Here is a 23307-nt window from a genome sequence, read left to right on the forward strand (position 1 = left end):
AAAGATGATTTTTTTAAGACATTATTATCTGTAACGTCTTTTGCTATTCCACTGATTGGTTTTAGTAGCTTCTAAAGTGTTTGATAATTGATTAGTGTTTAAAGTTCTCATAATTGTTATTTTTTAATTGATTATACTAAACAGACGACGACGTTTCAATTTTGTTACAGTACTATGCATAACATAATAGTAAATTAACAAATTTTAACATTTTTAAAAGGAATAGAAGGAGGCAGTATCACTATTTGAATTAAATAGGAACGGTTATTGTTAAACATATACAAAATAAGCCAGGGAATAAGAAATCTTGAAAGAAAAGAAATATCTTTGACCCATTGTAATGTCCCTTTTCAATCTAATACTAAAGGACTTATGAGATTAATATTGATATGTATCGTTTTATTTGCCTTTGCCTCAAAGGCCAATGCACAGATTGATACCAAAAAGGAATCCAATCGCTCTATCCCTGCTATAATTTCCCCGAAGGACTCTATCGATACCAAAAAAATAGTTCCTGTGAAGCCAGAGGAAAATGATGATTTTAAGGAACTTAACGCCCCAAAAGTGGTTTCAAAATTAGAATTTCCTAAAAAAGAGTTTTCCATGTTTCCGGACGAGGAGTTTGGCAATCCTGGAGAGTTGCATGAAAAAAAATTGAAAAAATTGAACAAAGAAGTGTTGCCCGAATATTATGGTGAAACTGCTGGATTAAAGGAGGATGCCTTTTGGGGAGATTACAAAACTACAGCTGATTATATAAATATATTAGTTCGGGATTATTCTGCAATTGATGGGGATTTATTGCACATTATGGTAAACGATGATATTATTGCTTCCAATATTTATTTACAAGGCGGCTACAAAGGATTGAAGTTGGATTTGGTGGAAGGGCTTAATAGAATTGACTTTATTGCTGTAAATACCGGGGCATCGGGTCCAAATACGGCAGAATATAAAATTGTAGATGACAAACTCAAAGTGATTTCGAGAAAAGTCTGGGCTCTTGAAAAGGGCATTAAGGTGACGATTATAATTTTGAAGGAATAATCTAACCGATAATTTCATCAATCAACTGCATTTCCTCACCTGTAAAACTCAAATTATCCAACGCCTTTACATTCTCCTTTAATTGTTTTGCAGAACTTGCACCTATCAGTACCGAAGCTACTTGGGGTTGCCTTAAAATCCAGGCAATGGCCATTTGGGATAATTTTTGCCCTCGTTTTTGGGCCATATCATTCAGACTTTGAATTTTTTTGATATTGCTTTCTACCGTATCCTTATCCAAATAGGTCATGTTTTTAGCGGCTCTTGAACCTTCGGGAATCCCATTCAAATATTTATCGGTAAGCATTCCCTGTGCCAATGGTGAAAACGCGATACATCCCACCCCGTTGTTTTCCAGCGTTTCCAATAAGCCGTCTTCTACCCAGCGATCAAACATCGAATATCTGGCTTGGTGCAGTATAAAAGGCGTATTCAGTGCCTTCAGAATTTCAGCAGCTTTTTCGGTTTCTTTGGGCTTGTAATTTGAAATGGCAACGTACAAAGCCTTTCCTTGGCGAACAATATCCGCTAAGGCGCCCATGGTTTCTTCCAAAGGCGTATCAGGATCTGGGCGATGGTGATAAAATACATCCACGTAGTCCAGCCCCATACGTTTTAAACTTTGGTCTAAACTAGATATCAAATATTTACGGGAGCCCAAATTGCCATAAGGGCCGGGCCACATATCAAAACCTGCTTTTGTGGCAATAAATAGTTCATCGCGATAGGATTTAAAATCGGCTTTTAAAATCGTACCAAAATTTTCCTCTGCTGAACCATACGGTGGGCCATAGTTATTGGCCAAATCAAAATGGGTAATACCCAAGTCAAAAGCACATCGTAACACTTCCCTCGCATTTTGAATGCTGTCCACAAAACCAAAATTGTGCCATAAACCCAATGAAATTGCAGGCAATAGCACACCGCTTTTGCCAGTTCTTTTGTAAGTCATGAAGTTATAGCGTTCGGCAGATGCCTTATAAGATTCGATTCCGGATTTGTCGTTGATGTGCATGGTGTTTCAGTTGTTTCATGCAAATGTAAAAATACTTTGGGAACCGAAGCTAATTTTAAAAATGGCTAGTTTCTTATTTCAGTAAGTTTTGAAGCCAATTCATTTTTAATGCTTTCATCGGTATCATTTAAAGGCAATTGATTCGGGTTTAGTAAATTCGGATTTTCAAGTGGATTGCTACCAAGATTGTAAAGGGCCTCAGAACCATTATCAAAAACTATGTATTTATGGGTATTATTACGTATGGTTAAATCCTCTGTTTCAGCATAGGTATAGTCGCGGAAATTCAGCATAGAACTGTTAAATAAAGTTTTAAAGCTTCTGCTGTCATGTACTTCGGTGATTCCTGTTCCGGCAATATCGGCAATGGTCGCAAATAGGTCCGTAGTATTAATCAATGCATTTTCTGTAGCATTTATTCGTTCAACCCCTTTGCCCGAAACTATCATGGGCACATTTACGCCACCTTGATACACACTGCCTTTTACCCGTCTTGAGTTATATTGCTGAGCCACTTGGCCTGGTGTGCCATTATCACCAATAAAAATGATAATGGTATTTTCTCTTTCCTCTTCGGAAAGCGAGTTTATCAAACGCCCCATTTCGGTATCCAAAGCCTCAAGCATGGCGAGATAGTAGGGTAGTGGGTTGTTATTGATACTTGTTTCGTCCGAAGGTAAAGCACCTTTGCTGTGCAAATTATTTGGTGGCAAGTGAAAAGGCGTGTGAGGAGCATTGTAGGCTAGCCATAAAAACCAGGGCTTTGATTGTTGGTCTACCCAATCAATGGCTAAATCCGTGAATTTAGAAGTGGTATATTCCGTTGAAGCTGTTCTTGTTCCATTTACATTTAGCATCCAATCCGAATATGACGACATGCCACCACCGGTAAAGCCGGCATAATACCCCACACCCATATCATTGGGGTGGCTTGCGCTTCGAGACAAGTGCCATTTGCCTATTACGGCATGGGCATAAGCATTGTCTGTGTTCAAATCCAAATACTTTTGAAGTGATGTTTCCGAAGTGGACAAAGGATCATCAACAGCCAAAACATTGGTCCTAAACCCATATTTGCCGGTAAGAATTGTACCTCTCGTTGGAGTGCATGTTGGATTTGACCAAAGGTTATTGAATCGAATGCCAGTATCCATCAATTTTTGAAGATGGGGCATGTTCGGTTTTTCAGTGCCAATGTTGTATCCTGGTGTGGCATCAAGGCCCATGTCGTCTGCAATGACAAGTAAAATATTGGGAAGCTTGTCCGCCTGATTTTCCATTTCCATAGTGTCCTCTTCACTATTCGTATCGATTTCAGAATTGGAACTACAGGAAAACAATCCAATAAAGGCAAGGGCAAAAACAAACCATTTCATACTTTTAAGATTAAGGTGAATGAATTTAGATGCACATATTAGATAAAACTTGCGCCTAAAGGTTTAATCTATTCAAAAAAAAGTTAATATCCTCCTTAATAACTTTCATCTGATATTAGGCATAAAACCCAAGAAAGATGCTATTTTTGCAACTTATTAATTCCTATTTATGTCTATTTCGAAAAGCGAAATTCTAGAAAGAAAAACCGGCAAGGACCTTTATAATTATCAGAAAAGCGCTATCAACAAGATTTTTAACAGTTTTGAAGAATCGCCTGCAGATTACCATTTGCTATATCAGTTGCCTACTGGTGGAGGTAAAACGGTTATCTTTTCCGAAATCGTAAGGCAGTACCTCAATACCAAAAAGAAAAAGGTACTGGTGATGACCCATAGGATTGAATTGTGCAAGCAAACTTCCAATATGTTGACGGAGTTTGGCGTGCTTAATAAAGTGGTGGACAGCAAAGCCGATTTGAGCGACCAGGCAGAATACAGCTGTTTTGTTGCTATGGTTGAAACCTTGAATAATAGGCTGAATGACGATAAATTGGATATATCTGATATTGGATTGGTAATTATTGACGAGGCACATTATAATTCTTTTACAAAATTATTCAAATTCTTTAGCCAATCGTTTATTCTTGGGGTTACCGCAACGCCCTTAAGTTCTAGCATGGAATTACCAATGACGGATAATTACGATGAACTTATTGTTGGCGAATCTATAGAATCTTTGATAGAACACGGTTTTCTGTCCCGTGCCGAAATGTTCAGTTATAATGTAGGGTTGACCTCTTTGGTAGTGGGAGCAAACGGCGATTATACCGTGAAATCTTCCGAAGATTTGTACACGGACGACAATATGTTGGGCAAGCTTTTAAGAGCTTATGAAGAGCGTTCCAAAGGCAAAAAAACATTAATTTTCAACAACGGTATCAATACCTCGCTTCATGTTTACGATACCTTCAGAAGAGCTGGTTACCCAATAGCCCATTTGGACAATACGAATACGAAGAAAGAACGGGCAATGATTTTAAAGTGGTTTAAAAAGACTCCTGATGCTATTTTGACATCAGTAAGCATTTTGACCACAGGTTTCGATGAGCCTACGGTGGAAAGTATTATTTTAAATCGAGCTACAAAATCGTTAACACTGTATTACCAGATGATAGGACGAGGCTCTCGTGTATTGGAAAATAAGGATACATTCTCCGTAATCGACCTTGGAAATAACTTCCACAGGTTTGGTCCTTGGGGCGACAACCTGGATTGGCAACGTATTTTTAAATCGCCAAATTATTATTTAGATTCTTTATTGAGTGATGAGGAGTTAGAGAGCAATTTCAGATACGAGATGCCCGATGATTTACGTGCCGAATTTAAAAACTCCCAGGATGTCCATTTTGATATCCAAAAAACTTATGTAGATGCCATTAGGGCAGGGGAGTCCACCAAAGTGGTATTAGAACGTTCCATTGCGCAGCATGCAAAAATTTGTATTGAAAATAGTGAGGATGTTTACGATGCACTGGCCTTGGCAAAACAATTGGGTGATGATATCGACTTTAGGATTCAGCGTTATACAAAGTGCATCAGCAAAAGTACGCACAACTTTGTGGAGTGGTTAAGGGGCGAATACCGCAAAAAATTGAATTCTTACTTACGTGTGAATTTTGATGAAGTTTTTGAAGAGATTCATGGCTTTGCACCAAAGGAATAATTTTTAAATTTTGTGGTTAGTTCCCTTTTTTGAACCTTATTTCTTTAAAAAAGATTGGATTTCAATTCTTTTTATTGCAATTATTTTATTGATTTTTGAGTATTGCTAGACTATTTGTAAAAGTGCATTACATTTAAAAAGTGCGTCGCATTTTGCTTTATATTTACCGTTTGTTTTTCTATCCTTTAGTAGGATTATGAACAGCATCAATCAATCCGAAGGAGGTATTTGTTTTCTTCAGTATAGAAATATTAAATTTTAAACCAACAACCAATCAAATGAAAATTGGTATTCTAAAGGAGACCCAAAAAGGGGAAAAACGGGTTTCATTATCACCAAACATTACAAAACAATTAATTTCTAAAGGTTTCAAGGTCTTTATAGAGGAAGGGGCAGGGGCTAATTCTTCCTATCTTGATATTGATTTTGAAGATGCCGGCGCCCAAATTGAAAAAAGGGGCGTGGTATATAAAGAAGCAGAGATACTTATCAAAATAAACCCGTTTGATGATGAGGATTTAAAATTGGTGGATGCAGGTCAAGTTTTAATCAGCCAACTCTATCACAAATCCAATCCAAAGTTGATTGAAGCTATTTCCAAAAAAGGAGCGACGGCATTTTCCATGGACGCCATCCCTCGGATTTCTAGGGCACAGGATATGGACGTGTTGAGTTCCCAAAATAATTTGGCGGGCTATAAGGCTGTTATTCTTGGAGCTTATGAAATGACAAAAATCTTTCCTTTGATGATGACTGCTGCAGGAACGATCACACCATCAAAAGTTCTTATTTATGGAGTTGGAGTTGCTGGATTACAGGCCATCGCCACAGCAAAGCGCTTGGGTGCAGTTGTTGAAGCTACGGATATTCGAAGCGAAACCAAAGAACAGGCCGAATCCTTAGGTGCTAAATTTATTTCGGTGGACAATGAAGGCGAGGAGTCCGCAGGGGGCTATGCCAAGGAAGCTTCTGAAGACTATAAAAAGAAACAGCAGGAAGCCGTGAACAAATCCTTATTTCAGGCGGATTTGGTGATTACAACAGCCAATGTTCCCGGCAGAAAGGCACCAGTTTTGATTACTAAAGAACAAGTGGCTCAAATGAAGAATGGTGCCGTTATTATTGATTTGGCGGCTGCTCAGGGCGGTAACTGTGAATTGAGCAAACTTAATGAAAAAGTAATTGTAAATCGTGTAAAAGTCATTGGTACCAACATCGCTCCTGAAAGTGTTGCCACTAACGCAAGCGAGCTCTACGCCAAAAACATATTTAATTTCTTGGTTCATCTGACGGATGATGAGGCCAAATTCAAATGGGATATGGAAGAAGAAATCACGGATGAAACTTTAATTGTTAAAAACGGGACCATCCGAAAATCATAACATTTATGGACAGTATAATTCAATTTATAAGCGACAATCTACAAATGGTCTATATCTTAATTTTAGCCATTTTTGTGGGAATAGAAGTCATAAAAAGCATCCCGGCAGTACTGCATACGCCTTTAATGTCTGGAGCCAACGCCCTTAGTGGCGTGGTAATTGTTGGCGCTATTTTAGTGCTATTACACTCAAGTCCGGATGATTATTTGGCTTTGGCCTTAGGATTTATAGCGGTTGTACTCGGAATATTGAATGTTGTTGGAGGATTTGCAGTCACCAACAGAATGTTGCAAATGTTTAAAAAGAAAAAGTAATGAGCGTACTATTAAGTGTTATTTATCTGATTGCAACTGTAACGTTTATTGTTGGCCTAAAACGATTGGGGCATCCCGATACGGCAAAAAGTGGCAACATGATTGCAGCCATAGGAATGGGGCTGGCCATCGTAGGTACGATTTTTATTCACGATCTTGAAGTAGCACCAATCATCTATATTTTGATAGGCGCTGCAATTGTAGTTGGGGCGATTATAGGCTATTTAATCGCCATTAAAGTTGAAATGACCAAAATGCCGGAACTGGTATCTCTTTTCAACGGTTTTGGTGGAGCCAGCGCCGCCTTGATTGGGCTTGTAGAGTTTAGCAAACAGGTAGATGATTCGCTTCAGGCAATAACTATTGTTTCGGGAATTATTATTGGTGCCATTACCTTTTCAGGGAGTTTGGTAGCCTGGGGGAAATTAAACGGCACTTTTAAAAGTGTTGTAAAACTGCCTCAATACAATTTAGTCAACAATCTTTTCTTTTTGGGCGTTATAGCATTGGCTGTATTTATGATTGCTACTGGTAATCATGAGCCACTATTTACCTACGGTATTCTCTTGGGAGGCTTGATTTATGGAATTTTGTTCGTGCTACCTATCGGAGGTGCGGATATGCCGGTTGTAATTTCGTTATTGAACTCTTTAACGGGTATTGCGGCCGCTATCACCGGTATTTTATACGACAATATGGTAATGTTGGTCGGCGGTATTTTAGTTGGTTCTGCGGGAATTATTTTGACGGTAGCCATGTGTAAGGCGATGAATCGTACTTTGTTATCCGTTATCTTTGGGGCCTTTGGTGGCACTGATGAAGTTGAAGGTGGCAACAAAGAACAAGGTTCTATAAAGAAAACTACCGCAAGTGATGCCGCTATCATGATGAATTATGCTACCAATGTGATAATCGTACCGGGTTATGGTTTGGCTGTTGCACAAGCACAGCATGTTATCCACGAGTTGGAGGAATTGTTGACATCAAAAGGGGTTAATGTAAAGTATGCGGTGCATCCTGTTGCGGGAAGAATGCCCGGGCACATGAATGTATTATTAGCAGAATCTAATGTAGATTATAGCCTTTTAGTAGATATGGACGATATCAACCCCCAATTTATAAATGCAGACGTCGTGCTAGTTGTCGGTGCCAATGATGTGGTGAACCCCGCCGCACATAACGATCCTTCCAGCCCAATTTATGGCATGCCGATTCTCGATGTTGAAAATGCAAAGCACATCGTGGTGAACAAGCGAAGCATGAATGCTGGATATGCTGGCATTCAAAACGAATTGTTTTTCAATTCAAAAACATCAATGCTTTTCGGTGATGCGAAAGCGGCCTTAACGGAATTGGTAAGCGAATTAAAAGGTATGTAAATACAGCATTGGCTATATTTGCCCAATGGGTTTTTTGAAAATAATTAACGACATCCGTCACACGGTGATGACTTCTATCACCAGAGGTATTGGCGCATCAAAGCACCAACCAAAATTTCAAGACGGGGAGATACCCAAAATTGAGAAAATCCTAATTATTAGGCCGAATCATAAACTTGGTAATCAATTGTTGTTGACCCCCTTGGTTCAATACCTTGAAACCATCTTTCCGCATAGTCAGATTGATATTTTTGCAAAAGGGACAGTGGCAAACATTGTATTCAAAAATTATTCTTCTGTAAAAAAGATATATCAGTTACCTCGAAAACCTTTCAGTCATCTTCTGAAATATGCTTGGTGTTGGGTTTCCATTAAGGGAAAACGTTACGATTTGGTTATCAATGGTGACAAGAATTCTTCATCTGGAAGACTGTTGACTAAATTTTCAAGAGGAAGGTTTAAGATTTTTGGTGATGTTCCAGAGGAGGTGCAAACTCGATATTCGGATTATACTCATATTTCAAAATACCCGATTTACAACACCAGATGGTTTTTAAGTCAAATTGGTCATAAGGCTTATGCGCAGAACATACCTACTTTAAGCATAAAACTTAGGGAAACAGATATACAAAACGGCAAGAAAATTTTACAGGGTTTGATGAAAAACGATAAAAAGACGATTTGTATTTATACCAATGCCACTGGCAATAAATGTTATTCAGAAAGTTGGTGGGAAGCCTTATATCAGGAGCTTCTGAAAGCTTATGGCGAGCAATACAATATCATCGAAATGCTACCTGTAGAAAATATTTCAAGAATCAATTTTAAAGCTCCACATTTTTACAGCAAAAACATCCACGAAATGGGTGGTGTTATGGCCAATACTTCAATATTCATCACTGCTGACAACGGTGTAATGCACCTTGCCAGTGCTTCAGAAACGCCTGTCCTTGGTTTTTTTAAAACCACGGATTTGGACATTTACGCACCCTACGGAAATAAAAGCATAGCTTTGGACACCAAAGAAACCTCAATGGAGGATTGGATGGGGGAAATTAAAAGGATACTTTCTAAATAACAAGTAGTTGCTATCAGCGCCTACCAGAAAACTCCATGGCCTCGCCCTTGCCAAAGCCATAACTAATTCCGAAGGATACAAAGCGTCCGCGTTGACGGCTGTTAAGCAAATAGAACTCAGGTTGGGAGGTAATGCTTTTGTTGATTCTTGAAGCAAAAACGTCTCGGATACTCAAATTCAAAATGGTTTTCCCTTTGAATATTTTCTTTCTCAGGCCGAAATCCATAAATACGTTCTCAACGATTTCCTGTTGCAAGGTTATAAATCGAGATCGATAATTGCCAGTTATTTCCGTTTCAAAGTCAGCAGGAAGCTTGAATTTTGAAGTTAATCTGGAAGACCAACGATCTCCCTTAAAATCGAATGAGGTATTTTCGAAAACACCTTTTCTGATGAAAAAATTAATATTGAAGTCACCATTAATCGTCAGCCAATTGGAAGGGGAGTATTTCCCGTTCATCTCAAAACCTGTGGTGCTATTTGTTCCGATATTCTCTGGTTGAGAAAGGCTCACATTATCCTCAAACCTCGTAATACGCTCAATGACATCTCGGGTATATCTGTGGTAGATGCTAAAACTGAAAGATGCTTTGTCCAATTTTTGAATGCCAGTAAACTCATAGGAATTTGTAAATTCTGGTTGCAGTTTTGGGTTTCCGGTAGAAATACTAAAATTATTGCGAATACTGGAAAATGGATTCAAACTTCTAAGGCCTGGGCGATTAATCCGTCTGGAATACCCTAGTTGCAATGAAAAATTATCCGTAAGGTTGTAGGAGGTATGGGCGCTTGGAAATAAATTGACATAATCTTGGTCATTCTCTTCGTTGGTGGTTTCCAACAAGGTATCAATATCTGTCTGTTCCATCCGCAAACCAATCTTTAGTCCCCAAACATCACCTTCATAAGCTGTTGTGGCATAAAGCCCGAACACCTTTTGCGTAAAATCAAATAGATTGGTAAATTCTGGAATACTCACCCAATCTCCGTTCTCAAAATCGCTAACTTCAAAGTCATTCCCTACAATATTTATAACATACTGCGCTCCAGTTTCAAACGCGTATTTCTCTAAAAACGGATGCGTGTAATCTAACTTAAAAGTGAATTCCTCCAATTTGTAGTCTGTTCTGGAGCGTTGCCTCAAGTCGTTACTATTTCCTGCTAAAGTGGTATTTTGAAATTCTGAAGACTGGTCTTTTCTAAAGGAACTTCCCAGTGCGCTGAAAAGCAATGTTTGGTCTTTGTGCCGTTTAAAATCTTTTTTGTATTGAAGTTCGTAGCGTAATTTGGGATTCGTTGCCTCCGTAGTTTCATTGCGCCTCCAAACACCCATGTCGTTTTGGGTTTCTTGCGTAAAAAAGGAAGTGACGCCTTGGTCTTCTGTTTCAAAAGCATAAGAGCCCGAGAGCGTAACCACATTTCTGCTATTGATATAATAATCCGCACCAATCAGGATGTTATTGAACTTTTCATCGAATGCACTTTCACCGCTACTCGATATGATCGTGTCATTGGATAAATTTCTGTTGATGGATTCCGTTTCGTTAGGAAAGGTCCTCAGCCCAATACCCATTTGGCTGAAAAAATTAAACTTTTCCGTACGGCGGTTAAGACTGAGCCCAAAACTATTGCTGTTGGGAACGCCCATATTTAAAGTAGCCGATCCATTTAAGCCCCTCTTATCCGATTTTTTGATTACAATATTGATGATTCCCGACGTCCCCTGCGCATCATATTTTGCAGATGGATTGGTAATGACTTCAATTTTTTCAATCATATCGGCGGTAATTGTTCCCAATGCATTGCCATCATTACCTGCTATAACCGAGGGTTTCCCATCAATCAAAATCTGAACGCCTTGGTTTCCCCGAAGGCTGACCTCGCCTTCAATATTTACATTAACCGACGGGACATTATTCAAAACCTCAAAAACACTTGCCCCAGTAGTGCTCAGGTCCCTCCCTACATTAAATACACGCTTGTCTAACTTAAATTCGGTTTGTGATTTTTCTGCACGTATAAAAACTTCATCCAGCGCCTCTTGGTTTTCCTCGAGAACAACAGTCTTCAGGTCAATCATTTGGTTTTTAATTTCAAATGAAGGGAATGACTTGGTTGTGTAGCCCATAAAACTGATTTCAATGTAAAAATCTGAAGCCTTGGTTGTAATTGAAAATGAGCCGTCGTCCTTGGTGATGCCCCCGGTTATGGGTTTCATTTCAGAGTTGCTCAATATCGAAATTGTTGCGTAGGCAATAGGTTGATTGCTGTTGGCCTCTACCACTTTTCCAACAACTCTGATGTCATGGTTTTGCGCCTTCAAAACTGCACATTGAAATATCAAAACAATAATTGAAATATAACGTAAATGGGAGTGAAGCATTGATGTTCTGATTGTTGATACAACAAATATACGTTTATAGTTTTGGCTCAGAAATATAAACCCGGGGTATTAACTAAGGTTTGTAACCAATGGATTCAATGACATATTGACATCGCAAAGAGGTTAAAATAAGACATTTTGTCGTTAAACTTAAAGGATTGGGAATCTAAAGGTGCTTCAACTGTCAAAATTCCCGAAAAATTCGTTTGGCATTTCATTTGTCTATTACGAAAGTGAAAATTAAAATATTAAAGTTTAATCTAAAATTTAAAATACAATGAGTGCACTAATGAATATTCCAAGAAACGGACAGGCGCATAAAAATTCTGGTTTAACTAATAGAGGATGGTCAAACTGGATAGACGATTTATTTAATACGGATACCATTCCTTCTGTATTCGGTAACGAATTTAGTACTGGTTTTTCCATACCGAAAGTGAATATAATGGAGACCAAGGATGATTACTTCATAGAGTTAGCGGTACCAGGATTTAAAAAAGACGATTTTAATATCGATTTGGACAACGACGTATTATCAATTTCGACGGAGCATAAAGAAGAAACCGAAACTTCCAAGGGCAACTATACGCGCAAAGAGTTTGGTTATTCCTCTTTCAAGAGAACATTTTCCTTGCCCGAGTCCATTGACGAAAGCAAAATTAAAGCAACTTATGAAGAAGGCATTTTGAGCGTGAAACTTCCAAAAAGGGAAGAGGCTAAACCAAAGCCTGCGAGAACAATAGAAATTTCTTAATTATTAGTTTTTTAAATGTTTTTAGAAAAAGGGGCGCACTGTGCCTCTTTTTTTGTTAGCTACAAAAAATGAGATTTATAGGCGTTTATTGAGGTGTTACGAAATGGGTCTTGACACTTAAAAATCCTGTTTCTACCTAAAATGCGAGTATTTTAAATACACTTTTTTGCCAATAATTTTTTTGACTCTTCTATTGAGTAAAATATAGTAGTAAATCGGTGAGGTGGGGATATACAACAGTCTGTTCTTTTTGTACAGCGATAATTTGGAACGCATGATGTATTTCACCATCTCCTCAGGGGAAATCAAATACTTTTTAATTGTGGGCAGATTATTTTTAAGTCCCTGAAGAATACTCATCTTGTATGAATCCGCCCCAACAGCATTGTTCCCAATATTGGAATAAAAGCCTTCTGAAATAGCCTGTACCCATTTCAATTTGCGTTTAGGAATGTGGGTGCCAATTTTTAACGCATACTTTGTAACAATGCTCTGAGCCATTTCCGGCTCGTAACAAATGGTGTTAGTGCGTTTACAATATTCTTGAAATAAACCGAACATAACATCTTGGCTTTCCGCTATATATTTGTCGTAAACTGCCTTTTCATGTGGTTCGTGGTATTCAATGGTATATTGGCTGGCATCGTCTTGATAGCCCATTGTACTGCCATGAGGGGCTTGGGCTAATTGTTCGTACAATTCGGTGTTGGCCATCATAATTTGATCAGCATAGTTTAAATATGGGCTGATTTCAAAATTAAGACCCCAACGAGCGGTATCCGCGTTGATGGATGAGCGGAATTCCTTTAGTCCTAAATAGTACCCCTTTACGGGTATGGTTTTATCAAAAAACTTATATAATTCGTCCTGCATGGTGCCTCCCCAGCCAATGTCCACCAAATAAACACCTTCTTTTTCAAAGGCTACCTCAAACGATTTTAGATAATTGGAAAAAGCAGTTTTTTGTTCAATCTGATGTTTTTTGTATATGGCTTTGAACTTAGTATTGGACAGTAGTTCGTCAAAAGCCTTTGAAGTAAAAAAGCCTTCAATTTTGGACTCTGTATCTGAATCTAAACTATGCAGAATATCGTGTTTGTCTTTGTCACTAAATGTAAAATTTTCGATAAAATTTTTAATTGACATATTAGCATAATTCGCTTTCAAATAACTAAATGTCTCCTCTTCAAGAGGCTTTAGACTAATTTGTAAAGACGACTGACGGGACATTTTGAGATAATGCGTATCAACAAATTGTCCCCCTTCCAAGGCATTGTGATCTTGGTAATAATCAAAGAGCTTTTTGAAAAACAGTCCTTCGCGTGCCAAGAAAAACAAATTTTGGATATTGTTTTTACGGCACTCTGCGTATAATTTTTCAATAAAAAGACTAAAGAAAATGACATAATCGCTATAAGGCGATACCTTTTTAGAATTGCCTCTTTTGTACAAGTGTCTAATGATGTTTTTGTAGTCCTTAAAATCATTGCCAAAACGCAGTTTTTTCTGCTTCTTTATTTGATCGGCATTCGGTATATGAAAGGCCTTCAAACCTGATTTTTTGGCATTGGACACATCGCTTCGGTGGTTATCGCCAATCATCACAACCTCTTCTGCGTTAATGCTCAATTTATTGATGAGATAGTCATAAAATGTGGCCTCGTGCTTACTACAACCATGCTCAGACGAAATAAAAACACCGTCAAATAGATCTTCCAGATCATGATGGGAAATTAACCTTTTTATCAATTGCTCAGAGGTGTAAAAATCGGACACGCAATAGACCCTGAGCCCCTTGCTTTTAAAGTGGCGCAAAGTTTCAACCGTTTCATTATTTAAAAACTGAACATTACTTTCCGCTCTGAACTCGCAAGCTTGGCTAATCTCCAAGAAATAATCCGACGTCCCAGTTAAATTTTTCTTAAGCTGATTTTTTAAGCGTCTGTAAATTTCCCTAATCAAATGATGATATGGGATTTCGCCAGCATTTACTTTACGTTGTTTCACCAAATAATGGGTAGCCTCATAGCGGGTAAAATACAAATGATCAATTGACAAGGACAGTCCCAATTCCCTAACCATATATTTGGCCCAGAGCCGAAGCACATAATTAGGGTGCACTGTGCGATGCACAATGGTGTCGAAAAAATCGGTGAAAATGTATTTAATTCTGGTATCCTCAAATACCTCTTTTACTAGTGGCTCTCTCATGGTTCAAAATGCGATTGTCTTAGGGAAAATGGTTGTCGCAATTTGATGGGTCTAAATACAAAACGAATGATTTACTAAGTATTGGTTTGGTCAATAATCTTGGTAAAGATGAGTTATGTAATATAGCAACAAATCAATGTTTATCAAAAGTTTACAAATCGGGTATTAATAGCAAAAATAATCGTTTAGAAACGAAATATTTAGTTGAACATATTCTCGTTTTGTTCATGACAAATGTAGTTAATTCCATATTTCAAAAATCAAATGAATGGGATTATTTGAAAATTTGTTGTTTTTATGAAATTTTGCATCGTTTTTTTTACAAACCACTAAATTTTAACGCTTTATTGGCAGATCATTTTTGCAATATTTTGTAAATTTTCTTAAAAATCATGATTATGTCAAAGTATATTGCGGGCCTTATTTTAATGGGAACTATGCTGTGCGTTTCTTGCAAATCATCAAAATCTACAGCCACTCCAGCTGAGATTGAGGCTTTGAGTTTGCTTGTAGAATCCAAGGATTTTAATATTGAATCAAACTGGGCCTATCCGCAAACCACCTATGCTATGCAACAGGTACTTAACTCAGGTCTTTTGTTTCCTAACAATGGAGGTAGCGCTATTAACTTAATTGGAAACCCGAATTTCTTGAAAATTTCTGGAGATAGTATCTCTTCATTTTTACCTTACTTTGGCGAACGCCAGATGCAAATTACTTACAATGGTCAAGACACTGCTATCCAGCTCAATGGGCTAATGGAAAATTATGAAATTGCGGAAGGCAAAAACAATAGTTATAATATATCCTTTAGTGCGAACAGTGCTGTAAATAATGAACGCTTTCGCGTATTTATCACCCTCTTTCCCAATTTAAAAAGTAATATTAGAGTTAATAGCACGGGACGTTTTTCCATCGGTTATTCCGGAGAAATTGTGGAAGAAACACTGGAGTAAACACTCGGATCTATGTCTGCATCTATATTGATGTTTTAATAGTTGAATGAAAACTGTACTTTTGAAAATCTATTAGAAAATAAGCAGACCTATTTTGAATAAGTTATCCATTGGATTGATTGGTTATGGTATTTGGGGCAACAAAATACTGCAGGAATTGCTTTGCCTTAATGCGGAAGTCCATGTATTGGAATTGGAAAAGGGTTATAAAAATGAGGCTTTGAAAAATGGAGCGACTACTTTTGAAACCAATATCGATAGTTTTAAAAGGAAAGATTTAGACGGATTAATCATAGCTTCGTCAACCAGTTCGCATTTGGCTTTGCTTAAAGCATTCGCCAATAACAACATTCCTATTTTTATAGAAAAGCCATTGACAAACAAAGGCGCTGATTTACACACTATTCAAGCTTTGAAGCTCTCCAATGTTTTTGTGATGCATATTTGGAAATATCACCCAGGGGTACAACTGTTGGCAAAATTGGCATCCGATGGTACTATAGGCAACGTTAAAGGTGCAAAATCTATAAGGGCCAATTGGACAAGCCCGAGGAAGGATACAGACAGTCTTTGGAATTTGGCCATTCACGACCTATCCATTTGTGAATTGATTTTGGGAGCAATTCCCGAAAAAAAACAGGCTATTGGTGAAAGGCATGATGGCTCTTTACGGGGAGTTACGGCTTTGCTGGGGGATACTCCGAATTACCATTTTGAAGTATCTAATAGATATCCAGACAAGCAACGTGAAATTAGGGTTTTTGGCTCTGAAGGTGTAGCAGTTTTGAAGGATGAAAAAGTAGATTATGTGGATGTATATTTAGGTAGTCATTTGAGCGAACCTTTTGAAATAAAAACGAAACGCATCCATTTTGACAAAACTCCACCTCTGCGATTGGAATTACAGGTATTTGTTAATTATTTGCACGGAGGTGTTGCTCCTCCTACCGATTTGGAAGAAGGCATTCGCCTTATCCAGCATTTGGTTCAAATTGAAAATCTATTAGAGACCTGATGACAATTAAAGCTACAGTTTTAGTACCTACCACAAAAAACAGGGGAGTGTTATTACCCTATTCCATTGGGAGTATCCAAAACCAAACGGTAAAGGATATTGAAATTTTTGTGATTGGAGATGGGGTAGATGATGATACTCGGCAGGTTATAAATTCTCTAAAAGCAAAAGATAACCGCATAAAATTTTTTGACCATCCTAAGCATGAAAGGAGAGGGGAAACCTATCGCCATCAAGCATTGATGGAACATGCCAAAGGTGAGGTTGTATGCTATTTGCTGGACAGGGATTTAATGTTGCCCCATCATATTGAATGTATGTTAAATCACTTACAGCAACATAATTTCTGTGTGAACACCAGTATTTTTGTTCGCGAGGATGGATGGCTTTCTTTTGTTAGAAAACGCTTTTTTGGGGATTGTATTAATGATAATTCCGAAAATTATAAGAAGGTTAAAACCGGTGGGTTCCTATTTTCTCAAGTTGGACATACCTTGGAATTTTACAAACAATTACCCGAGGGATGGAGGACGACACCCTCCACACACCCTACGGATATTTACATGTGGCTACAATTTTTTGACCACCCCAATTTAAAGTTTACTTCAACTTTTGATTTTACCATTTTATATTTCAAAAGAGGAAACTATCCGGGTTGGCCTGCCGAAAAACGTGCTGAAGAATTAAAAAAGTATTCCGGGGTCCTACATGACTACGAATCGTTAAAGCAGGAAGCCTTATTCAATTCCCTAAACGAAAAAGAGGACTTATTGCTAAATCCTCTTTTAGTTCGTGGTAGACCATTGTCGATGCTACCAAAAAGAATTTCTAAGTCATTAAGACAATTTTTTATCAAAAGGCGGTAAATCCTTTAAATCTCCAAAAGTTTGTGCTCTCTCGGAAAGAATGGCTTCCTTAAAGGGCCAATCTATACCTAAATCTGGGTCGTCCCATCGGCATCCATAATTATCCGAGTCCCCATAATCGGCGTAGGATTCTGAAACCGCTTGGATATGCAAAGATGGCTCTAAATAATACCACCCGTGTAGGATTCCAACGGGAAAAATTAGAGCTCTTAAATCCTCACCGCACAGATAATATAAGGCTGTTTTCATATAAGTGGGCGAATGGACGCGAAAGTCTTTAAGGCCCAAATAGCAACTACCGTTCATGATGCTAAAATATTCATCATGTCGCCTATGGTAATGCATGCCCCTAAAAACACCTTTGTTTGAGCGTACCATACTCCATTGTACCGGGCTTATGGCAGAGCCCCAATATTCCTGAAAGATTTCAGTAAAGGAACCTCTATAGTCAACATTTTCTTTTAAATCCACTAGCATGGTATCATGTAGGTTCACACCTTGGATTAGTCCGGATTGTTTTGCCGTAACAACACGCATTGCATTTCTCATTTGGGTTAAAATTTTAAGGTTATTAAAACTGAAATAAAAATTTCAGGCTTTTAAAGATATATGGTTATCAACAGTTTAGGTTAAAAAATAGTTGTATTTCCATAGATTTTCGATTAACAGTTTATCCGCACATTTTATGGATAATTGGCATGATTGAATTTTGAATACGGCTTTTCAGTTCAATTTTAAAGGCTACATTTGTGTAGAGCAATAGTGTTTTGATAATGAAAACATTTTCTAAAATATTTTTAGGTGCTTTCTTCGGAATCCAAATTGCGGGCATTATCATTGGAAGGTTTACTGATGTCAAATATTTCTGTTGGGCTCCTTATGATCAGATCTCGAAATACTCCATTTCGGTTAAAGTAAATGGAGTTCAACTAAGTCGAGATGTCATTGAAGAGCGTTATCACAAACCAGCCTCTAGTTTTGAAAACAGAAACATCAACAATCTTAAGACCATTATTCAGCGTTACGAAAAGACGTATGGTAAAGAAGATCAGGCAGAAGTAAAATTGGAATACCAGACCAATAAAGGTGAAGATCAAATTTGGAACTGGCCAAGAACAAACACAAGAGCTTTTGATGATTAGGGATAACTTAAGAATAGGAGCAAAGGCACTGGTGCTATATCTACTATTGTTGTCTAGCTTTTTATGGCGGGAGGCTCTGTTTAATTTACCTTATTTGCCTTTCCTTCCTTTTATGGATGGCATCCCAGGTTGGGTGTATAGCCACCTTTTATTGCCTTTATTTTTGATAGGGGGTGCATTTGTCTTGTTAGGCTTTAAATTCAGAACGGGACTGATTCTTTTTGGGGGTATCTTGATTTTTTCCATCATATCAAGTATGCCTATTTTTTCTAATTCCCTTTTATTCGCGGGTATTATTGTTTTGTTAGGTGGTTTGTTCCCGGACCGGCCCTTTGTCTTTAATATTCAAATAGCCCTTCTTTATTTTGGCGCGTCTATTAATAAGTGCTTTGATACCGACTGGTGGAACGGGTATTTTTTTGATGCCCTGGCTACTGTAAGGCACCCGATGCCTTTATATAATATGTTGGCTCCATATTTTGGAGATTTAGTTTTAGCTCAGGTTTTAGGGGTCTTTACGATGTTGATGGAACTGCTTTTAGCCATTCTTTTCTTATTTCGGAAGAAAACCAATTTGGCCGTTGGCCTCGGACTCACCTTTCATATAGGTATATTGATATTAACCAAAGGTAGTCTGTCTTTAAGCTTTCTGTATATAATGTCTTGTGCCTATCTCATTGCATTGGATCCGATTTCCCAATCATATAAATTTCAATTATCGGCAAGCAACAGTTATGAAATTAGGGGCATTTATATAATTTACCTATACTTTTTTATCCTACTTAGTGTTCTTTTATCTCCAATAATCCTAAGTAGACTATAATTTACGAATTGCATTCAGTTATAAATCAAGCATTTCATCGGTAAAATTTACCGTTTGCATTTCGTCTAATCCGCTTATCGTAAAAATCGGCGTATTCATAAGATTTTTTATTGAGTGGATTGTTACCGACTTAGTTTTGAGGTAATTATAAATCAAGCCCCATGAAAAAAGTATTTATATTCCTAGTTTGCATTTGTGTTACCTCATGTTTTATGGCATTGAATGCGCAATCTGTTGCTTCAAAAAAAGATATTGCAGACAATTATAAAAAGCGTCATGCCATTTATGATTATTCTGAAGCCAATCTTAATAATACCGATACAATTCCCGGTTTTGGAACTATTTCGGATAAATTGAAAATTTCTGGAACCATTTATAAAAGCGATGGTGTTACTCCTGCTTCTGGTGTAATTTTATACATATGTCAATCAGACGATTATGGCAATTACCATTCTAAGAAAGTAAACGGAAAGCGTGTCCTTAGACATAAGGGTTGGATTAAGACCGATGCCGATGGAAAATATACGTTTTACACATTTGTACCAGGTACGTATTGGCCAACAAAAGCTTTAATGGAAATTCATGGTGTAATCAAAAAGCCGAATGCTTCCGAAGAATATGCAATCGAGCACTTCATTTTTGATAATGATCCGCATTTGAGAGATTCTTGTAGAAAAAAGATTGAGAAAAAAGGCTTGAATAATATTTTGAAATTAGATGAAAAGGACGGGATGTTAATAGGAAAGCGTGATATCGTTTTATCCCAAAACCCAAAAAATATATAAGACTTTTAGATAGTTTAGTTTTTAGTTGTTATTAAAAAATGCCAAATCTGATAAAAGATTTGGCATTTTTCTTTTTAGTCCAAAGACAATAATTATTTCTCAATTACCAACTTTTGGCCAATTCTTAGGACAGAATTTCTGCCAATGGTATTTACTTTGCATAAAGAAGCGATAGTAACATCGTTATTTCTTGAAATCCTAGATAAGGTATCGCCGGGTCTCACTATATAGACCGAACGTGTTTTAATCAAGCTTGCCAAGGCCTCTTCTTCAGTATGCAAACATTTTATTTTACTTTGCTTTTTTGAATTGTGCAAGATAGGTTGGGTCCATTTCTTTGTCACCCAAAGCTCTTGGCCTCTTATTTCGTTTTCAGCGTTAAATTTGAAAATATACTCAGGGTTTATCGACACCCCTTTGTAATTTATTACCAAGTGTAAATGGCTTCCTCGCGCATTTCCAGAAACGCCACCTTTGCCCAAATAGGCCCCTTTTTGCACCGTATCATTTTCTTTTACACCATATTTGGACAGATGCGCATATACGGTTTCCAAGCCATTAAAATGTCTTACCACCACAGTTCGACCATGACCACGAGTATATCTCGACATCCTCACAACACCATCAAACATCGCAAAAATGCTATCCCCGGTCACCAAATCTATATCGATGCCTTTATGTGCTCTTCCCCGACGCCAACCATAACGTGAAGTTATCACCTTTGCTTTTCCGATAGGGGAAAAATAAGTAGTATCTTCAAATGTAAGCTTCAGTGGGAAGTCTAATTCTGGAGCGTATTTATAGGGATTATACACCGTGCTGTCCCAATATTCAGCAGTAATATCTGGAAGGGCAGGAATTTTTTCCTTTTCAACAGTATTTGAATCCACTAGAGTAAAAAACTTTTCTGGTAAAAGTAGATTGGATTTTTGTGCGTTAGATTGAAAACTTATTAAAATCAGTACGGTACAAAATAATACTCTCATGAGGGATTAAAGCCTTAATTTTGGTTGGATGACGGCAAATTTAAGCATTACAACGATATAATGTAATGAATGTTGTGAAGAATTAATAAAACCTCAATTATTCTGTATTATAGTTTGGTATTATTTAATACAAAGTAAGTTCCATTCAAAAGTTTTTATTTAGCACTGAATGACTTTCCCTTTTTTGGCAACAACCTTCACACTCTAATCCGCAATAGATTGTAAAGTGTTTGACCTATAATAAGATATAATTATCCTAAACTGACAAAACTCATGTTTGTAAGCCTTTTATGAAAGTAACTTTGCCAACTAAACTGAAACTAGATTTTTTTAAACATGGAAAACGACAATCAGAATTCGTACAATAAAAACCGAAAAAAATCAAGCGAATTTGACAAAAGGGAAGACTACCTAGAACATGAGTTACTAAGCATGAAGTTTAAACGATGGAGAATTCACTTACCGTTTAAGGATTTCCACATTGAATTTGAAGATCTAGTTCCGGCATTGGCGGCAACCATAGGAAAAGTGGTTATGGTAACTGCCATGGTGGCGGCATTTGCTGTTCAGTTTGGTCTCTCTCCGGAATTTGTTGCAGAAAATGTTAGATATGAATTATTAATTGCCGGTGGTATTTTTGTCCTCATTTTTTCGGCTATTCTGAATCCCAGGGCAAATTTGGCCGGTACCCACGGTCCCATGATACCGTTAATACCTATTATCGCTGCGGCGGGCGGGCATCCGTTAGCCTTGGGGATACTGATCGGTGTTTTCGGACTCTTTTTAAGTGTAACAAAAGGAGGTTCAAAGCTGATGGAGTTAACCGGGGTAGGCGTAAGAGGCGGGCTTCTCATATACCTTGGCGCCGTTGGTTTAATTGGGCAAATATCTAAGTTTGAACTATGGGCATCCAATGAAAAAGCAAGTACCGTTTCTTTTGTGGTTATTGGAATTACCGTTTTTGTTTATGCGTATTTGGCAAGAGTCAGAAAAAGATGGCTAGCCATTCCATTATGTTCTGCAATTGCAGGAATCACTGCATATATCATGGGGGTTGGTTTTGAGTTTACCACGGCGCCTGGTCTGCCTCATTTTAATCCGCTTTGGTGGTGGGGAGAAGATACGGGATGGCAACTAGGCTGGCCGGATTTTGGACACTATGTTGCGGTTATTCCATTCGCTATTTTGGCTGTTGCCATGTGGTCTCCTGATTATTTAGGGCATCGTGTTTTTCAAGAAATGAATTATCCTAAAAAGGCAAAGGATGTGTTAATGGACGTAGATGATACAATGACGGTATCTTCGATTAGACAAATGGTTGGTGCTTTCTTGGGCGGTGGTAATATAGCGTCGTCATGGGGAACTTATATGATTCCTGCGGCTATAGCAAAAAGACCTATACCGGGTGGTGCTTGGTTAACTGCCATACTCTGTATTTTAGCTTCTGTGTTTGGTTATCCTATGGATTTAGCCATGTGGGAGCCTGTTTTAAGGGTAGCCCTTATAGTAGGGGTGTTTTTACCATTACTTGAAGCCGGAATGCAAATGGTGAAAGAGCAAAATGATGCACTTAGTGCTGGCACCTGTATTTTTGCTTGTGCTTTTGTTAACCCCGTATTTGGTTGGGCTTTAACTATGTTGCTGGATAATTTAGGTTTGATTGGTGATAGGGAAAGAGCTCAAAAACTATCCTTGAAAGAGCGCTTGATTATTCCTGGAGTCATGTTTTTAGTATGTGTTGTAGCACTTGCCTTGGTTGGTCAGCTTCCTGGTATTCCGGGGATTTTTTAAAAAATAGGTCGGCTGTCGATAAGACTGATACAATTCTGAAGTAAGTTCGCTTTAAATTTTATTTAATGAAATACCTCAACATTGCTAAAAAATAGTGATTTGTCATATCGACAGAGCAGTCCCGATAGCTATCGGGAGAGCGACGAGATATCTCATTATTACAAGATTCCTCCTCTGTTGCTAGGAAATACATTTTCAATAAAACATATTTTGATTTCATCAGCGTTCAGAATGACAATGGTAATCTATTCTAAATGCTTAAAAGGTTTAAAAACATAGTT

20 protein-coding genes are annotated in these 23307 nt (G+C 37.8%); 14 read left to right on the forward strand and 6 right to left on the reverse strand.

The genetic code is table 11. The features are described 5' to 3' along the window. The first annotated feature begins 372 nt into the window (after window positions 1–372). On the forward strand, window positions 373–1047 hold the full coding sequence (locus ACFSR8_RS07415) for a hypothetical protein (RefSeq protein WP_380290587.1): 675 nt from the start codon (window positions 373–375) through the stop codon (window positions 1045–1047). 1 nt (window position 1048) lies between these two features. Here the strand turns inward: ACFSR8_RS07415 and mgrA are convergent, their stop codons facing one another. After that, window positions 1049–2062 (reverse strand): L-glyceraldehyde 3-phosphate reductase, encoded by a 1014-nt coding sequence (gene mgrA / locus ACFSR8_RS07420; RefSeq protein ID WP_380290589.1) that lies wholly within the window; start codon window positions 2060–2062, stop codon window positions 1049–1051. A 65-nt stretch (window positions 2063–2127) separates the two neighbouring features. Further along, the gene (locus tag ACFSR8_RS07425; RefSeq protein WP_380290591.1) at window positions 2128–3438 is read right to left on the reverse strand and encodes a sulfatase-like hydrolase/transferase; all 1311 of its coding nucleotides are present in this window, start codon (window positions 3436–3438) and stop codon (window positions 2128–2130) included. A gap of 169 nt (window positions 3439–3607) precedes the next feature. On the opposite strand from ACFSR8_RS07425, the gene ACFSR8_RS07430 reads away from it, so the two are divergent. The 5 genes from ACFSR8_RS07430 to ACFSR8_RS07450 all read left to right on the forward strand — a co-directional run bounded on the left by ACFSR8_RS07430 (window position 3608) and on the right by ACFSR8_RS07450 (window position 9314). Then, window positions 3608–5161, forward strand: coding sequence for a DEAD/DEAH box helicase (locus ACFSR8_RS07430; RefSeq protein WP_380290593.1), 1554 nt, complete (start codon window positions 3608–3610; stop codon window positions 5159–5161). 278 nt (window positions 5162–5439) lie between these two features. Further along, window positions 5440–6543 carry a Re/Si-specific NAD(P)(+) transhydrogenase subunit alpha gene (locus tag ACFSR8_RS07435; protein WP_380290595.1) on the forward strand — a complete coding sequence of 368 codons (1104 nt, stop codon included), beginning with the start codon at window positions 5440–5442 and terminating at the stop codon, window positions 6541–6543. A 5-nt stretch (window positions 6544–6548) separates the two neighbouring features. After that, the gene (locus tag ACFSR8_RS07440) at window positions 6549–6857 is read left to right on the forward strand and encodes an NAD(P) transhydrogenase subunit alpha (RefSeq protein ID WP_186562221.1); all 309 of its coding nucleotides are present in this window, start codon (window positions 6549–6551) and stop codon (window positions 6855–6857) included. After that, complete coding sequence (locus ACFSR8_RS07445) at window positions 6857–8236, forward strand: NAD(P)(+) transhydrogenase (Re/Si-specific) subunit beta (protein ID WP_380290597.1); 1380 nt, start codon at window positions 6857–6859, stop codon at window positions 8234–8236. Before ACFSR8_RS07440 ends, ACFSR8_RS07445 begins: the two co-directional genes overlap by 1 nt. 25 nt (window positions 8237–8261) lie before the next feature. Beyond that, window positions 8262–9314: a glycosyltransferase family 9 protein gene (locus tag ACFSR8_RS07450; protein WP_380290599.1), complete on the forward strand. Its 1053-nt coding sequence runs from the start codon at window positions 8262–8264 to the stop codon at window positions 9312–9314. Window positions 9315–9327: 13 nt separating this feature from the next. On the opposite strand, the gene ACFSR8_RS07455 is transcribed toward ACFSR8_RS07450, so the two are convergent. Continuing rightward, complete coding sequence (locus tag ACFSR8_RS07455) at window positions 9328–11697, reverse strand: TonB-dependent receptor domain-containing protein (protein ID WP_380290601.1); 2370 nt, start codon at window positions 11695–11697, stop codon at window positions 9328–9330. 277 nt (window positions 11698–11974) lie between these two features. Here ACFSR8_RS07455 and ACFSR8_RS07460 point away from each other — a divergent pair, with 277 nt between their 5' ends. After that, on the forward strand, window positions 11975–12451 hold the full coding sequence (locus tag ACFSR8_RS07460) for an Hsp20/alpha crystallin family protein (protein WP_380290603.1): 477 nt from the start codon (window positions 11975–11977) through the stop codon (window positions 12449–12451). Between the two features lie 132 nt (window positions 12452–12583). Here ACFSR8_RS07460 and ACFSR8_RS07465 read toward each other — a convergent pair whose 3' ends face one another. Then, window positions 12584–14662 (reverse strand): HAD-IA family hydrolase, encoded by a 2079-nt coding sequence (locus ACFSR8_RS07465; protein WP_380290605.1) that lies wholly within the window; start codon window positions 14660–14662, stop codon window positions 12584–12586. 398 nt (window positions 14663–15060) lie between these two features. Here ACFSR8_RS07465 and ACFSR8_RS07470 point away from each other — a divergent pair, with 398 nt between their 5' ends. The 3 genes from ACFSR8_RS07470 (at window position 15061) to ACFSR8_RS07480 (ending at window position 17499) form a co-directional block, all read left to right on the forward strand. Continuing rightward, window positions 15061–15618 (forward strand): DUF4251 domain-containing protein, encoded by a 558-nt coding sequence (locus ACFSR8_RS07470; protein ID WP_380290607.1) that lies wholly within the window; start codon window positions 15061–15063, stop codon window positions 15616–15618. A 94-nt stretch (window positions 15619–15712) separates the two neighbouring features. Then, the gene (locus ACFSR8_RS07475) at window positions 15713–16633 is read left to right on the forward strand and encodes a Gfo/Idh/MocA family protein (protein WP_380290608.1); all 921 of its coding nucleotides are present in this window, start codon (window positions 15713–15715) and stop codon (window positions 16631–16633) included. Beyond that, window positions 16633–17499, forward strand: coding sequence for a glycosyltransferase family 2 protein (locus tag ACFSR8_RS07480; RefSeq protein WP_380290610.1), 867 nt, complete (start codon window positions 16633–16635; stop codon window positions 17497–17499). The genes ACFSR8_RS07475 and ACFSR8_RS07480 overlap by 1 nt, the downstream gene beginning before the upstream one ends. Here the strand turns inward: ACFSR8_RS07480 and ACFSR8_RS07485 are convergent. Then, window positions 17470–18048 carry a dTDP-4-dehydrorhamnose 3,5-epimerase family protein gene (locus tag ACFSR8_RS07485; protein WP_380290612.1) on the reverse strand — a complete coding sequence of 193 codons (579 nt, stop codon included), beginning with the start codon at window positions 18046–18048 and terminating at the stop codon, window positions 17470–17472. The two genes, ACFSR8_RS07480 and ACFSR8_RS07485, sit on opposite strands and share 30 nt — an antisense overlap. A 224-nt stretch (window positions 18049–18272) precedes the next feature. Here ACFSR8_RS07485 and ACFSR8_RS07490 point away from each other — a divergent pair, with 224 nt between their 5' ends. From ACFSR8_RS07490 to ACFSR8_RS07500, 3 genes are all read left to right on the forward strand, one after another. Then, window positions 18273–18641, forward strand: a complete 369-nt coding sequence (locus ACFSR8_RS07490) for a hypothetical protein (RefSeq protein ID WP_380290614.1) — start codon at window positions 18273–18275, stop codon at window positions 18639–18641. After that, the gene (locus ACFSR8_RS07495; protein WP_380290616.1) at window positions 18586–19464 is read left to right on the forward strand and encodes a hypothetical protein; all 879 of its coding nucleotides are present in this window, start codon (window positions 18586–18588) and stop codon (window positions 19462–19464) included. The genes ACFSR8_RS07490 and ACFSR8_RS07495 overlap by 56 nt, the downstream gene beginning before the upstream one ends. Before the next feature lie 161 nt (window positions 19465–19625). Beyond that, window positions 19626–20249: a hypothetical protein gene (locus tag ACFSR8_RS07500; RefSeq protein ID WP_380290618.1), complete on the forward strand. Its 624-nt coding sequence runs from the start codon at window positions 19626–19628 to the stop codon at window positions 20247–20249. A 92-nt stretch (window positions 20250–20341) separates the two neighbouring features. Here ACFSR8_RS07500 and ACFSR8_RS07505 read toward each other — a convergent pair whose 3' ends face one another. After that, complete coding sequence (locus tag ACFSR8_RS07505; protein ID WP_380290620.1) at window positions 20342–21235, reverse strand: peptidoglycan DD-metalloendopeptidase family protein; 894 nt, start codon at window positions 21233–21235, stop codon at window positions 20342–20344. A 336-nt stretch (window positions 21236–21571) separates the two neighbouring features. On the opposite strand from ACFSR8_RS07505, the gene ACFSR8_RS07510 reads away from it, so the two are divergent. Next, window positions 21572–23026, forward strand: a complete 1455-nt coding sequence (locus ACFSR8_RS07510; RefSeq protein WP_380290622.1) for a DUF3360 family protein — start codon at window positions 21572–21574, stop codon at window positions 23024–23026. Window positions 23027–23307 lie beyond the last annotated feature (281 nt).

Source organism: Hyunsoonleella rubra, assembly GCF_042684665.1.
GTDB lineage: Bacteria > Bacteroidota > Bacteroidia > Flavobacteriales > Flavobacteriaceae > Jejuia > Jejuia rubra.